General features: G+C 72.5%; 12 protein-coding genes. 5 read left to right on the plus strand and 7 right to left on the minus strand.

The window, feature by feature from the left end:
* Positions 1-88: 88 nt before the first annotated feature.
* The 7 genes from ACZ4VF_RS10675 to ACZ4VF_RS10705 form a co-directional block, all read right to left on the minus strand.
* The gene (locus ACZ4VF_RS10675) at positions 89-793 is read right to left on the minus strand and encodes a DsbA family protein (RefSeq protein WP_467924799.1); all 705 of its coding nucleotides are present in this window, start codon (positions 791-793) and stop codon (positions 89-91) included.
* Positions 794-827: 34 nt separating this feature from the next.
* A complete protein-coding gene (gene fabG / locus ACZ4VF_RS10680) occupies positions 828-1574 on the minus strand; it encodes a 3-oxoacyl-ACP reductase FabG (RefSeq protein WP_467924801.1) in 747 nt (248 codons plus the stop codon).
* Between the two features lie 62 nt (positions 1575-1636).
* On the minus strand, positions 1637-2725 hold the full coding sequence (locus tag ACZ4VF_RS10685) for a beta-ketoacyl synthase N-terminal-like domain-containing protein (protein WP_467924803.1): 1089 nt from the start codon (positions 2723-2725) through the stop codon (positions 1637-1639).
* Positions 2725-3996 carry a beta-ketoacyl-[acyl-carrier-protein] synthase family protein gene (locus tag ACZ4VF_RS10690; RefSeq protein ID WP_467924804.1) on the minus strand — a complete coding sequence of 424 codons (1272 nt, stop codon included), beginning with the start codon at positions 3994-3996 and terminating at the stop codon, positions 2725-2727. Before ACZ4VF_RS10690 ends, ACZ4VF_RS10685 begins: the two co-directional genes overlap by 1 nt.
* A gap of 32 nt (positions 3997-4028) precedes the next feature.
* Positions 4029-4307, minus strand: coding sequence for an acyl carrier protein (locus ACZ4VF_RS10695; RefSeq protein ID WP_467924806.1), 279 nt, complete (start codon positions 4305-4307; stop codon positions 4029-4031).
* 78 nt (positions 4308-4385) lie between these two features.
* Complete coding sequence (locus ACZ4VF_RS10700; protein ID WP_467924808.1) at positions 4386-5336, minus strand: LysR family transcriptional regulator; 951 nt, start codon at positions 5334-5336, stop codon at positions 4386-4388.
* 341 nt (positions 5337-5677) lie between these two features.
* Positions 5678-6463, minus strand: coding sequence for an AfsR/SARP family transcriptional regulator (locus ACZ4VF_RS10705; protein ID WP_467924810.1), 786 nt, complete (start codon positions 6461-6463; stop codon positions 5678-5680).
* Between the two features lie 302 nt (positions 6464-6765).
* Between ACZ4VF_RS10705 and ACZ4VF_RS10710 the strand changes: the two genes are divergently transcribed.
* From ACZ4VF_RS10710 to ACZ4VF_RS10730, 5 genes are all read left to right on the plus strand, one after another.
* Entirely contained in the window at positions 6766-8316 is a 1551-nt protein-coding gene (locus tag ACZ4VF_RS10710; protein WP_467924812.1) for a tryptophan halogenase family protein, read from the plus strand.
* Between the two features lie 27 nt (positions 8317-8343).
* On the plus strand, positions 8344-9636 hold the full coding sequence (locus tag ACZ4VF_RS10715) for a cation:proton antiporter (protein ID WP_467924814.1): 1293 nt from the start codon (positions 8344-8346) through the stop codon (positions 9634-9636).
* Positions 9633-10157 carry a flavin reductase family protein gene (locus ACZ4VF_RS10720; protein WP_467924815.1) on the plus strand — a complete coding sequence of 175 codons (525 nt, stop codon included), beginning with the start codon at positions 9633-9635 and terminating at the stop codon, positions 10155-10157. Before ACZ4VF_RS10715 ends, ACZ4VF_RS10720 begins: the two co-directional genes overlap by 4 nt.
* Before the next feature lie 91 nt (positions 10158-10248).
* Positions 10249-11046, plus strand: coding sequence for an ABC transporter ATP-binding protein (locus ACZ4VF_RS10725; protein ID WP_467924817.1), 798 nt, complete (start codon positions 10249-10251; stop codon positions 11044-11046).
* The gene (locus tag ACZ4VF_RS10730) at positions 11043-13574 is read left to right on the plus strand and encodes an ABC transporter permease (RefSeq protein WP_467924819.1); all 2532 of its coding nucleotides are present in this window, start codon (positions 11043-11045) and stop codon (positions 13572-13574) included. The genes ACZ4VF_RS10725 and ACZ4VF_RS10730 overlap by 4 nt, the downstream gene beginning before the upstream one ends.
* Positions 13575-13697: the final 123 nt, after the last annotated feature.

Here is a 13697-nt window from a genome sequence, read left to right on the forward strand (position 1 = left end):
TAGTCGTTGGGTGGGTCGTGGGGGGTGGGGTGGAGGTGGTGGGGGGCGGTGCGTGGGGGGAGGTGCGTGGGGCCCGGGGCGGGCGGGGTCAGCCGCAGCCGCCCGCGTGCCCGTCGTCGGTGGCCGTGCCGATGCCGACCGCGGTCAGCTCGCGCGGTATCCCGGCGGCCGGTTCCTCCTGGGAGCGCAGGTGCTCCACGAACGCGTCGAGCCGGTCGATCCCCCAGAAGCGGCTGTAGCCGTGCACGAAGAACGGGACGCCGAACACGCCGTCCTTGCAGACGTCGAGGAGGATGCGGATGCCCTCGGCGCGCAGCTCGGGCTGGTCGCTGGCGCGGGACAGGCGCTGCGGGTCGATGCCCAGCTCCCAGCCGATGTCCTCGATGGTGCGCGGGTCGCAGATGTCGCGGCCCTGGCCGAACCTGGCCCGGTACACCGCGTCGATGTAGTCGTGGCCGCGGCCCTGGGCGGCGGCGACGAGGTAGCCCAGGTGCGGGACCTCCCACACCGGGTCGCGGTCGACCGGCCAGGTGACCTTGATCCCGCGGGCCTTGGCGAGCCGGCCGACGTCCTGGAGCACGTAGCGGTTCTTCTCGCGGGACATCTCCGAGTACGGGAACCGGCCGCCCTGTTCCTCCATGAGCCGGGCGCTGAGCGGGTCGGGCTCGAAGAACGGCACCCATTCGAGGCGCTCGGCGAGGTCCCGGTGCTCGGTCATCAGCGTGCGGTAGGCGAGCCACGAGTAGGGGCTGCGCAGGGAGAAGTAGAACCGCGGCGTCTTGTTCTTGGGCATGGTGGCGCCCCTTTCCGGTCAGACGACTTTCCGGTCAGACGACGAGGCCGCCGTCGACTCCGAATACCTGTCCTGTGATGTACGAGGCGCGGTCGGACGCGAGGAAGGCCACCAGGTCGGCGACCTCCTCGGGGCGGCCGAGGCGGCCGAGCGGGATCCGCTCGGTCATCTTCCCGACGTGGTCGTCGGCGAGGCCGGAGAGCATGTCGGTGTCGATGAAGCCGGGCGCCACCGCGTTGGCACGGATGCCGTAGCGGCCGGACTCCTTGGCGAGTGCCTTGGTGAAGCCGATGATCCCGGCCTTGGTCGCCGAGTAGTTGGCCTGTGTGGCGTTGCCGTAGACGCCGGCCACCGAGGACAGCGTGACCACCGAGCCGGACCTGCGCTTCATCATGGCGAACACGCCGGCCTTGCAGAGGTTGTAGGTGCCGTCCAGGTTCACCCGCAGTACGGCGTCCCAGTCGGCCGGCGCGAGCATGACCAGCGGGTTGTCCCGCACGATGCCGGCGCAGGACACCACGGTGCCCAGCGGGCCGAGTTCGCGCTGGGCGGCCTTGACGAAGTCGTGTACGGCGTCGTGGTCGGCGACGTCGGTGCGCGCGGCGTACACCCGGGCGCCCGCGGCGCCGGCCTCCTCGGCGACGGCGTCGGCGGCCTCCTTGTTGGACTGGAAGCAGAAGGCCACGTCGTAGCCGTCGCGGGCGAGCCGGGTCACCACGTGGCGGCCGATACCGCGCGAGCCGCCGCTGACGAGGGCGACGGGCCGGTCGGTTGCGGACATGCTGGTCTCTCCTGAGGGCTCTGGGGTGGGTGTCGGCCGCTTCGGCGGCCGGTCCGCGTGGCTCACACGCCGGTGAAGACGGCGCAGCCGACCTGGCCGTCCGGCTCGACGCCGGTCACCAGGGCCGCCTCGCCGGGGCCGAGGCCCTGCTCGCCGGCGGCGGCGAGGACGGCGGCCAGCTGGAGCGCGGTGGCCGCCGCGGAGGTGTCGCCGAGGTGCTCGCGCAGCCGGATCCAGGCGGGGCCGGCGCCGGGCAGGGCGTCGGTGACGGCCTGCTCCTCCTCGGCGGCCGGCTTCCCGCCGCCGCCGAGCGGGGCCACGAACCGCACGGACCCGGGCGCCACGCCCGCCGCGTCCAGGGTGCTGCGGACGCAGGCGGTGAGGGCGTCGCGGATGCCGTCGGGTCCCTGGTAGGCGCGGAAGCGGGCGCCCCCGATCCGGGCCAGGACGGTACGGCCGGCCGCGGTGGCGTCCTCGGCCGGCTCGACCAGGAACACGGCCGCGCCCTCTCCGAGCGGGGTCCGGCGCTCCTCCTCGGCCCGCCCGTGCCACTCCAGCCAGGCGCGCTGGGTGGAGAACTCCTCGGCGGCCCCGCACAGCACCCGGGCGCAGTGGCCGCCGCGGTGCAGGCGCAGCGCGTAGCTGAGGGCGAGCAGACCGGTCAGCGCGCCGCCCGCGACCGTGGTGTTGGGGCCCTTGATCCGGTGCCAGATGGCGCTCTGCCCGGCGGCCCGGTTCATCACGGTGTTCGGGAAGCGGGCGGGCTCCACGTGGTACGGGCGCTCCCCGGACAGGGAGTCCTTGGTGAAGTCCATGATGCTCTGGACGCTGCCGGAGCCGGTGCCGAGGACCAGGGCGGTCTGCTCGGGGCGGGCCTCGAGCTCACCGGCGATGGCGCCGACGAGCCCGCCGACCGCGGTGACGGCGAGCGCGGTCACCCGGTCCATGGTCCGGGTGCCCTTCCTGCCGACGTACTCGGCGGCGGTGAAGTCGGGTACCAGGGCCGCCTGTTGGAAGGGCACGGGGTAGGTGTCGTGGTCGAGGGCGGCGACCGCGTCGCGCCCCTCGGCGAGCCCCTCCCGCAGCGGGGCGTTGCCCACGCCGTAGGGGGAGATCGCCGACCAGGCGGAGATGACGAGGGACGACGGCATCACACGGCCTCCTTCAGGGGCTCCGGGCGGTCGGTGCGCCGTGTGCGGTTCATCCGGCCGAGGATCAGCACGGCGTTGTTGCCCGCGAAGGCGAGCGCGTTGTTCTGCACGACGTTCAGCTCGGCGGGGCGGGCCTCGTTCGGTACGCAGTCCAGGCCGCACTCCGGGTCCGTCTCGCGGTGGTTGACCGTGGGCGGGATGAAGCCCTCGGTGAGGGCGAGGGCGCAGGCCGCCGCGGCGAGGGCGCTGGCCGCCCCCATGGAGTGGCCGATCATCGACTTGATGGAGACGGTGGGCGGCGGGGTGTCGAAGACCTGCCGGATGGCTCCGGCCTCCGTCACGTCGTTGGCCCGGGTGCCGGTGCCGTGCGCGGAGATGAAGTCGATGTCCTCCTGCGCCACACCGGCGTTGCGGTGCGCGACCTCCATGCACCGGGCGAGGCTGTCCTGGTCGGGGGCGACCGGGTGGTGGGCGTCGCAGTTCAGGCCGTAGCCGAGCACCTCGGCGTAGATCCGCGCCCCGCGGGCGAGGGCGGACTCCAGGCTTTCGAGGAGGAGGACGCCCGCGCCCTCGCCGGTGAGGATGCCCTTGCGGTCGATGTCGAAGGGCTGGCACACCTCGGGGGCGATGGTGCCCAGGCGGTAGAAGCCGGTGAAGGTCTTGCGGCAGACGGCGTCGGCTCCGCCGCACAGCGCGGCCTCCACCTCGCCGTGCCGGATGGCGTCGAAGCCGCTGCCGATCGCGTAGTTGCCGGCCGCGCAGGCGGTCGGGATGGTGAGGGCCTCGACATCGACCAGGCCGAGTTCCCGGACGATGCCGCTGGACAGCCGCCCGGCCTGCGCCCGGCGGGCCAGGCCGGGCGACAACGCTTGCGGTCCTTCCGTGAGTTGGGTACCGACCAGGGTGTCGAGGTCGCGCGACTCGGCGTCGGTGGTGCCGACCGAGACCAGCACCCTGCGCTCGCGCAGGTCCTGCGCGGTCAGTCCGGCGTCGGCGACGGCCATGTTGGCCGCCGCGACGGAGAACTGGGTGGCCCGGCCCAGCTCCTGCGGGTCGACGTGGTGGATCCAGTCGCCCGGCACGAAGTCGGCCACCTCGCAGGCGTTGGCGTGCGCGAAGCCGGTCGTGTCGAAGGCCGTGATGGGCTTGACCCCGCTGCGGCCGGACTTCAGCCCGTCGAGGAAGGCCGGGGCTCCGAGCCCGATGCTGGTGACCGTGCCGAGTCCGGTGATGACCACTCGGCGGGGCTGCTGCTCGTCGTCGTACACCATGCGCTCCCGTCGCATCCGTGGGGCGGTGGTGGCTAGTTGGCCCGGACGGACCGGGCGGCGACGGCCTCGCCGACCACGGTCACGACGCCGTCCAGGTTGACCATGCGGGACAGCTCGGCCTGGTCGATGTCGGTGCCGAAGGCCCGCTCCAGCTGGGAGAGGATCTCGATGGCGCCCATCGAGTCCGCCTCGTGGTCCTCCTTGAAGCGGCTGGTGTCGGTCATGTCCTCCGGCTCGATCTCCAGGATGTCGCAGATGATGCCCTTGATCCTGGCGCGGTCCTCGGCGTTCAGCTCGTGTGTTGTCGTCATGCCAACGATGCTGGCCGATGCCGCTGACCGTTCACTGACGAGTCGCTGACACGTACCGCCAGGCTCTGCCCCAAGGTCTCAGGAGGCGGCGGGACCGGTGAGGAACAACTGGAGTTCGGGGAGTTCGGCGCGGTGCTCGACGAGCCAGCGCCAGTACCCGGGGATCGTGCGGGCGTAGCCGCAGTAGTAGTCGCGCACCGCGTGCACGAGCCGGCGCACGGTCTCCTCGGTGACCGCGCCGCGCCGCCACACCAGCTGCATCTCGACCAGCTCGGTGTCGGCCAGCGGGGTCAGCCGTACGTCGGGGGTGGCCCCGGAGGGTGTGGCCAGGGCCGCGGCCCCGCTGCCGGCCACCCAGGTCATCGCCTCGCGCTGGGTGTTGACGTGGTGCAGCACGCGGGCGGAGCCGGGCCGGCCGGGCCCGGCGAGCAGCCGTTCCTCGACGGTGTGCAGCCAGTGTTCCCGCGAGTAGCGCACCCAGGTGTCCTCGGCGCGCCCCTCGTCCGCGGGCAGGGCGAGCCAGACGGGTTCGCGCACCACCGTCACGGAGCCCAGGGCGGGTTCGGCCGGGTCGGGAGGGGGGACGGACAGCCGGGCGGGGCCCGGTACCAGGGCCACGGAGAGCGTGCCGCGGCGCACGCCCGCCACCGCGGCATCGGGCGAGAGGGTCTCGGTCAGCACGGCGGTGCCGGGCAGCACGCTCTGCAGGGCGTCGCCGAGGGTGGGCGGGGTCCACTCGGTGTTGCCCAGGCGCAGGTGGCCGGCGCCGGCCCGGCTGGCCTGGGCGTTGATCTCGTCGGCCCGTCGTACAAGGTCGCCGAGCAGCGGGATGAGCCGCTCGCCCAGCGGGGTCGGTGTGACCCCGCTGCGGGAGCGCTCGAAGAGTTCACCGCCCAGAGCCCGTTCGATGCGTCGGAGCTGGGCGGTGAGGCTCGGCTGGGGAAGGCTGAGTTCGTTCGCGCCGCGGGAGATGCTTCCGGCTTCACTTATCGTGACGACGATCCGCGCATGCCTCAATTCGATGTCCATGAGCCGCCTCGGTTTCGGAGCAGGCAAACGGAAGCCGCCCGCCCGGGGCCTGACCGGATGATCAGGCCCCGGACGGGCGGAATTTCCACTGCCGCTCCACGGTAACCGCACGGCGGGGGACGGCAACCCTCCTCTTGGATTCCCCCGTACTTCCCCAGTCCGCCCTCAGTGCTTGTTCAGACCTTATTCAGGCTTTATTCAGTGATCCGTCAGTGCGTTTTCAGCGTTTCTTCAGCGCTTCCTCAGTGCCACCTCAGTGCTTCTTCAGTGCCACTTCAGTGCTTTTTCAGAGTTTCCACGGCCGCCTTTCGGCCGTCTTCCGGTCGTTCTCCCGTAATTCCTCAGCGGTGCGCGAGGACCTGCCGCGGTTCGCCGAGCAGGTCGTCCTGCCGCAGAATCGCCTGATAGGCGCGGTGCAGTGCGCGGCCCGGCTCAAGACCCATTTCGTCGTCGAGCCTGCGGCGGGCACGGTGGAACACGTCGAGGGCCTCGGCCTGCCGCCCCGCGTGGTAGAGCGCCAGCATCAGCAGTTCGGTGAGCCGCTCCCGTTCGGGATGCTCGGCGGCCGTCCCGCGCAGTTCCGGCAGCGAGATCCGGTGCGGGTCCACCGCCAGCCGCGCCGTGGTCAGGTCCTCGTACACGGTGATGCGCCGTTCCTCCAGATCGGCCGCGGCGATACGCACCCGCAGGCCGTCGTGGGCGTCCATCAGGGCCAGACCGCGCCACAGGGACAGGGCCTCCTCCAGCGCGACCGCGGCCAGCGTCGGATCGCTCGCCACCAGGTCGGCGCCACTGCGCGCCAGCTCCCGGAAGCGGTGGGCGTCCACCCGGTCGGCGGGGACACCGAGCTGGTAGCCCCCGCCCACGGTGCGGATCAGCTCGTCGCCGCGCCGGCCGGTGATCGATTCCAGGTACCTGCGCAGCCGGCCGACGCTCGCCTGCAGCGCGTTGCGTGCGTTGGCGAGGGTGCGGCCCGCCCACAGCTCGTCCTCCAGCTGGTCCGCCGGGATCGTGCGTCCCGGGGAGAGCGCGAGCAGGGCGAGAATCGCCGTCAGCCGCCTCGACCCCACCGCGTGCTGCCGATTGCCGTACCGCACGGAAACCGAACCGAGAACCTGTATGTCCATGAGCGACGCCCCCGTAACTCGTTGGTTGAGGGCCCAATATCGCCCGTGTCCACCGGTCAGGGGAAATACCATCCGCGTCGTCCGAGAACGTTCGCACGGTATGGGGGCCCCTTGCTGGGGCGCACGCCACGCGGGCATAATGCCGAATGACGCTGACGGTTCACTGACGGCGACCGGATTCCGGCCGACGAACCGATGCACCATGCGTTTTTCAGCCGTGGCTTAACGACCTGTTGTGCCCCGGCGCCGATTCCTAGGCTCCTGCCATGTCCGGAAGTCGGTCAACGAACAGGAGTCACCCCATGCTCAACAGACTGGTCATTGTCGGCGGCGGAACAGCGGGCTGGATGACGGCCTCGTACTTCAAGGCCGCCTTCGGCGACCGCATCGACGTCACGCTGGTGGAGTCCGGCAACGTCGGCGCGGTCGGCGTCGGCGAGGCGACGTTCAGTGACATCCGGCACTTCTTCGAGTTCCTCGGGCTCAAGGAGAAGGACTGGATGCCGGCCTGCAACGCGACGTACAAGCTGGCGGTCCGGTTCGAGAACTGGCGCGAGGAGGGCCACTACTTCTACCACCCGTTCGAGCAGATGCGGTCGGTCAACGGCTTCCCGCTGGCGGACTGGTGGCTGAAGTCGGGCCCGACGGACCGGTTCGACAAGGACTGCTTCGTCATGCCCTCCGTCATCGACGCCGGGCTCAGCCCGCGCCACCTGGACGGCACGCTGATCGACCAGCCCTTCGACGAGGGCGCGGACGAGATGCAGGGCCTGACGATGTCCGAGCACCAGGGCAAGACGCAGTTCCCCTACGCCTACCAGTTCGAGGCGGCGCTGCTCGCCAAGTACCTGACGAAGTACGCGGTCGAGCGCGGCGTGAAGCACATCACGGACGACGTGAAGAAGGTGAACCTGGACGAGCGCGGCTGGATCTCCCACGTCACCACCGCCGAGCACGGTGACATCGAGGGCGACCTGTTCGTGGACTGCACCGGGTTCCGCGGACTGCTCCTGAACCAGGCGCTGGAGACCCCGTTCATCTCCTACGCGGACACCCTGCCCAACGACAGCGCGGTGGCGCTGCAGGTCCCGATGGACATGCAGGCCCGCGGCATCCGGCCGTGCACCACGGCCACCGCCCAGGAGGCCGGCTGGATCTGGACGATCCCGCTGATGGGCCGCGTCGGCACCGGCTACGTCTACGCCAAGGACTACCTGTCCCCGGAGGAGGCCGAGCGCACCCTGCGCGAGTTCGTGGGCCCGGCCGCGGCGGACGTGGAGGCCAACCACATCAAGATGCGCATCGGCCGCAGCGAGAACAGCTGGGTCAACAACTGCGTCGCGATCGGCCTGTCCAGCGGCTTCGTCGAGCCCCTGGAGTCCACCGGCATCTTCTTCATCCACCACGCCATCGAACAGCTCGCCAAGAACTTCCCCGACGAGTCCTGGAACCCGGTCCAGCGACAGCTGTACAACGACTCGGTCGCCCATGTCATGGACGGCATACGGGAGTTCCTGGTCCTGCACTACGTCGCCGCGAAGCGCGACGACACGCAGTACTGGCGCGACGCGAAGACCCGCCGTGTGCCGGACGAGCTGGCGGCCCGCATCGAGAAGTGGAAGACCCAGCTCCCCGACTCGGAGACCATCTTCCCCTACTACCACGGCCTGCCGGCGTACTCCTACCACTGCGTCCTGCTCGGCATGGGCGGCATCGAGGTGCAGGCCTCCCCGGCCCTCGCCCTCGCCGACCCGGGCGCGGCGGAACGGGAGTTCGCCGCCATCCGCGACAAGACGCGCCGACTGACCGAGACGCTGCCGAAGGCGTACGACTACTTCGCCGCGCAGCACTGACCGCCCACGCCCGAAAGGTCCTGCGCGATGGACTTCCTCCACCTCCTGGGTCGTACCGGGCACCTGGTGGCGCTGCTCGCCGTGGTCCTGCTGCTCGCCCGCGCGGGCCGGGCGGCGGCGCGGCGGCTGCGTCAGCCCGAGGTGATCGGTGAGATCGTGGTGGGTCTTCTCGCCGGACCCGCCGTGCTCCACCTGCTCGGCCGGGACACCTTCGACACGGTGCTGCCCGGGTCCGTCCTCGACGCGCTCAAGCTGGTCGCCAAGGCCGGACTGGTGCTGTTCCTCGTCGGACTGGCCCACGAACTGCGGGCCGGCTCCGGCGTCGGCCGGCGCTCCACCCTCTGGGTCGCGGCCGGAGCGCTGGTCCCGCCCCTCCTCGCGGGCACCCTGCTCGCCGGTTTCGTCCTGCTCCTGGACGACCCGGCGGTGCGCGGGGACGCTCCGCTGCCCGCGTTCGTGCTGATGGTCGCCGTCACGATGTCCATCACGGCCGTGCCGGTGCTGGCCCGGATCCTGGCCGACCGCGGCCTGAGCGCCACGCCGGCCGGCCGGACCGCGCTGGCCGCGGCCGTCACGATCGACTCTGTGGGCTGGCTGCTGTGCATGCTGGCGATCGGCCTGGGGTCCGGGAGCACGAGGGGCCTGCTGCACGCGGTGCTCGCCCTGGGCGTCGGTGCGGCGGGCGCGCTCGCCGTGCGGTACGGCGTCCGCGTGCCGGTGGCGGGACGGGCCTGTGCCCGCCGGCCGCGGACGGCCGCGGTGGTGCTCGGCGCGGTGGCTCTGGCCGTGGCCCTGACCGTGGAGCACCTCGGCATGACGGCGATCCTCGGTGCCGCCCTGGTCGGCTTCGCGATACCGGCGGGTGACGACAGCCCGTGGGAGCCGGCCGTCGCCCGGCTGACCCGGGCCGGGCGGGCGCTCGTACCCGCGTTCTTCGTCGTCACCGGGATCACCGTCCTCAACGAGGCCTTCTCCCACGTCCCGTGGGCCCTGATCGCGGTGACCGTCGTGCTCGCCTCCGCGGGCAAGGGGATCGGCGGCTACCTGGGCGCGCGTCTGGGCGGGCGGCCGCGCGGCGACTCCCGCCGGATCGCGGTGCTGATGAACGCGCGCGGCCTCACCGAACTGATCGTGCTCCAGGCCGGGTTGAGCGCGGGAATCCTCACCGCGCCCCTGGTGCTCGCGCTGACCCTGATGGCGGTGGCCACCACCGCCGCGACGGGCCCGCTGCTCGGTCTCCTCGACCGCGGCACGAGCACCCCCGAGCCTGCTCCCGCCGTCGAACTGGTCGCCGCGGCGACAGAAAGCAGTGCCCGATGACCGAGTCCACCATCCAGACGACAGCGGCCCCGGCCGCCCTGCGCGACGACTTCCGCTCGATGATGAGCGGCTTCCCCACCGGGGTCGCCGTGATCGCCGCGGAGGACCTCGACGGCATCCCGTGGGGGATGACGTGCTCGTCGGTGTGCAGCGTCGCACTCGCCCCGCCGACCCTCCTGGTGTGCCTCAGGGACGGCAGCCCCACGCTCCAGGCCGTCCTCGCCTCCGGCGAGTTCACCGTGAACCTGCTGCACGAGGACGCCCAGGGCGTCGCCGAGCTGTTCGCCTCCGGGGACCCCGAGCGTTTCCGGGTCACCCCCTGGGAGCGGACCCCCGACGGCGCCGGACCGCACCTCCCCCGGGACGCGCACACGATCGCGGACTGCACCGTGGCCCTGACCCAGCGGATGGGCGACCACGTGACGGTCTACGGACGGGTGCGGGACATCCACCGGCCGAGCGGGCGGCCCCCGCTCCTGTACGGGCTGCGGCGGTTCGCCGCCTGGCCCGCCACCACCTGACCACCGGGTGCGGGGCGCGTCACCGCCGCGGTGGCGCGCCCCGCGCCCCCCGACCCCAGCCACCCCCCTTTTCACGGCCAAAGGACAGCCCATGATCGGGACACAGGACCCGCCTGCCCAGCCGGTCGTCCGGCTCGACTCCGTCAGCAGACTCTACGGCGGATCGAAGAACCGGGTGACAGCACTCGACCACGTCAGCATCAGCCTGGAGAGGGGTACGTTCACCGCCGTCATGGGCCCCTCCGGCTCGGGCAAATCGACGTTCCTGCACTGTGCGGCCGGCCTCGACCGGCCCTCCTCCGGCTCCGTACACCTGGACGGCGTGGACATCGGCTCGCTCCGCGAGAAGGCCCTGACCACGTTCCGCCGCGAGCGCATCGGTTTCGTCTTCCAGGCGTTCAACCTGCTGCCGGCGCTGAACGTGGTGGACAACGTGACGCTTCCGCTGCGGCTCGCGGGCACCCGCCCGAAGAAGGCCGTGGTCGACCAGGTCCTGGAGCAGGTCGGGCTGTCCGGCAAGCGGCACAGCAGGCCCGGTGAGCTGTCCGGCGGCCAGCAGCAGCGCGTCGCCCTCGCGCGGGCGCTCGTCACGAACCCCGCGGTGATCTTCGGTGACGAGCCGACGGGCGCCCTGGACACCCGTACCGCCGCCGAGGTCCTCACCCTGCTGCGGCAGTCGGTGGACGTCGTCGGCCAGACCATCGTGATGGTCACGCACGATCCGGTGGCCGCCGCCTACGCGGACCGGGTCGTCTTCCTCGCCGACGGCCGGCTCATCGGGGCGCTGGAGCGGCCGACCGTGGACCAGATCACCGAACAGATGCAGAGGCTGGGCACGTGGGGCGACCCGGTCGCGATCCGGCACTCCGGACAGGAGGCGCGCCGGTGATCAGGATCGCACTGCGCACCCTGCGCTTCCACAAGGGCGGGTTCCTCGCCTCGTTCCTGGCCCTGTTCGCCGGTGCCGTCATCGTCATCGGCTCCGGCGGGCTCCTGGAGACCGGCATCCACAACGCGGCGCCGCCGCACCGGCTGGCCGCCGCACCGATCGTCGTCACCGGCGACCAGAACTACCGGCACACGCGGCAGGAGCTGGTCTTCCCCGAGCGGCTGCGCATGGACGCCGCGCTGGCGGACCGGATCGCGAAGGTGCCCGGCGTCGGGTCCGCGGTCGAGGACATCTCGTTCCCGGCGGCGCTCGCCCGCGGCGGCACGGTCACCGGCCACGGCTGGTCCTCCGCGAAGCTCTCCCCCTACCGGCTCACCGACGGGACGGCACCCGCCGCGGACGGCCAGATCGTCCTGGGCGAGGCGCTCGCCGGGCACGCGGGCGTGCGGACCGGCGACCGGGTCCGGCTCCTCGTCCACGGCACCGCGCACGACTACCGGGTCGCGGGCCTGGCCGCCGGACCCGACGACGGCACGGACGTCTTCCTCAAGGACACCGAGGCCGCCACGGTCGCGGACCTCGTCGGCAAGACCGACACGATCGGCGTCTTCCCGGCCTCCGGCGCCGACCCGCGCACGGTCGCCTCCGCGGTCCGCGACCTCGTCGGGGACGCCCCGATCAGCGTGCTGACCGGGGACGACCGCGGCCGCGCCGAGAACCCGGACGTGGTGTCCGACGGCAGCGACCTGATCCCGCTCGCCGCCGCGTTCGGCGGCCTGTCGGCGATGGTCACGATCTTCGTGGTGGCGAGCACGCTCGGTCTCTCCATCCAGCAGCGGCAGCGCGAGATGGCCCTGCTGCGCACGATCGGTTCCACACCGGGGCAGCTGCGCCGGCTCATCCTCGGCGAGACCCTCGTCCTCGCGGTCGTCGCCACCGGGCTCGCGGTCGTCCCCGGACCCCGGTTCGGGCACTGGCTCCTGGACGCGTTCGCCGACGCGGGCGTCGTACCCGACGCGATCGCGTACCGGGCCGGATCCGTCCCGGTGATCGCGGGTGTCGGCACGGCCCTGCTCACCGCGATCGGCTCGGCGTACATCGCGGCGCAGTCCGCGGCACGGACCCGGCCGACCGAGGCGCTGGCCGAGGCCACGCTGCAGCGCCGGTGGTTCAGCGCGTTCCGGCTGGTCGTCGGGCTGCTGTGCCTGGTCGGGGGCGCCGCCCTCGCCTGGGGCACCTCGCGTGCGGCGGGGCCCGACGCGGCCGGTGTCGCCACTCCGGCGGCGATGGTGTGGGCGGCGGCGTTCGGGCTGCTCGGTCCCGTCGTCGTCCGCGGCATCGTGGCCGTGCTGCGCCGTCCCGTCGGCAAGGTGTCCGGACTCGCCGGCGAGCTGGCCGCGCACAACGCGCGGGCGCGCACCGCCCGGCTCGCCTCCGCCGTGATGCCGGTCATGCTGGCGAGCGGCCTGGCCATCGGTCTGATGTACATGCAGACGACCCAGTCCGAGGGCGCCCGGAAGGCGTTCGACGACAACCTGCGCGCGGACGTCGTCGTGACGTCGGCGTCCGGCGGACTGCCGCTCGCACTCGTCGACACCGTCCGCGGGCAGCCGGGTGTGGCGGCGGCGTCCGCGCAGATCCCCACGACCGGGTACCTCGAGCCGGACCGGCCGATGCGGCCCGCCGACGGCGAGGACAAGGGGCCGCAGCCCACCGAGCTGTCGATGCAGGGCGTCACGGCCCAGGGCCTGGACCGCACGACGGCGTACCGCGCCGTGAGCGGCAGCCTCGCCGCCCTGGACGGCGACTCCGTCGCCCTTCCCGCCCGGTACGCCGAGGACCGCGCGCTCGGCGACATGGTGCCCATGCGGCTCGGTGACGGTACGCAGGTCAAGCTGAAGCTGGTCGCCACCGTCGACGGGCGGCGGGGGTACGAGACCGCGCTCGTTCCGGCGTCGGTGCTCCTGGGGCACACCGACGGCGGGCTCGTCCCGCAGATCATGGTGCGCGCCGCCGCCGGCACGACCCCGGCCCAGCTGACCCGGAACCTGTCGAAGCTGGCCGGGCAGCAGCCCGGGCTGCGGGTGAGCGGGACGGAGGTGCTGACCGCGGCGCGGGCGAAGGCGGACGACACCCAGGCGTGGATGGCGTACCTGGTCCTCGGTGTCGTCGTCGGCTACGCGACGCTCGCCCTGATCAACACGCAGGTCCTCGCGACGACCGAGCGGCGCAAGGAGTTCATGCTCCAGCGGCTCGTCGGGGCCACCCGCCGGCAGGTCCTGCAGATGATGACGGTGGAGGCGTCCCTGGTGGCGCTGGCCGGCATCGTCCTCGGCCTCCTGGTCGCCGTGGCCACGCTGGTGCCGCTGAGCATGAGCGTCCTCGGCACCGCGCTGCCCGGTGGCTCTCCGTGGATCCTCGTCGTGGTGCTGGCCGGGGCGGCGGCGCTGACCCTGGCGACGACCCTGCTGGCGGCCGGGGCGGTGCTGCGGGGCCGGCCCGGGGACATGGCGGGCATCAAGGAGTGACCCGGCCCCCTCCGCACGACAGCGGGGGGGGGGGGGGGGGGGGGGGGGGGGGGGGGGGGGGGTGTTGGGGGGGGGGGGGGGGGGGGGGAGGGGGGGGTGGGGGGTTTCGGGTCTCAGCAAGAG

The sequence above is a fragment of the Streptomyces sp. NPDC029151 genome, from assembly GCF_055564315.1.

What these genes read in the sequence shown, in the direction of transcription:
- ACZ4VF_RS10675 (WP_467924799.1), bottom strand. Translation starts at nt 793, where the DNA reads ATGCCCAAGAACAAGACGCCGCGGTTCTACTTCTCCCTGCGCAGCCCC.
- fabG (WP_467924801.1), bottom strand. Translation starts at nt 1,574, where the DNA reads ATGTCCGCAACCGACCGGCCCGTCGCCCTCGTCAGCGGCGGCTCGCGC.
- ACZ4VF_RS10685 (WP_467924803.1), bottom strand. Translation starts at nt 2,725, where the DNA reads ATGCCGTCGTCCCTCGTCATCTCCGCCTGGTCGGCGATCTCCCCCTAC.
- ACZ4VF_RS10690 (WP_467924804.1), bottom strand. Translation starts at nt 3,996, where the DNA reads ATGGTGTACGACGACGAGCAGCAGCCCCGCCGAGTGGTCATCACCGGA.
- ACZ4VF_RS10695 (WP_467924806.1), bottom strand. Translation starts at nt 4,307, where the DNA reads ATGACGACAACACACGAGCTGAACGCCGAGGACCGCGCCAGGATCAAG.
- ACZ4VF_RS10700 (WP_467924808.1), bottom strand. Translation starts at nt 5,336, where the DNA reads ATGGACATCGAATTGAGGCATGCGCGGATCGTCGTCACGATAAGTGAA.
- ACZ4VF_RS10705 (WP_467924810.1), bottom strand. Translation starts at nt 6,463, where the DNA reads ATGGACATACAGGTTCTCGGTTCGGTTTCCGTGCGGTACGGCAATCGG.
- ACZ4VF_RS10710 (WP_467924812.1), top strand. Translation starts at nt 6,766, where the DNA reads ATGCTCAACAGACTGGTCATTGTCGGCGGCGGAACAGCGGGCTGGATG.
- ACZ4VF_RS10715 (WP_467924814.1), top strand. Translation starts at nt 8,344, where the DNA reads ATGGACTTCCTCCACCTCCTGGGTCGTACCGGGCACCTGGTGGCGCTG.
- ACZ4VF_RS10720 (WP_467924815.1), top strand. Translation starts at nt 9,633, where the DNA reads ATGACCGAGTCCACCATCCAGACGACAGCGGCCCCGGCCGCCCTGCGC.
- ACZ4VF_RS10725 (WP_467924817.1), top strand. Translation starts at nt 10,249, where the DNA reads ATGATCGGGACACAGGACCCGCCTGCCCAGCCGGTCGTCCGGCTCGAC.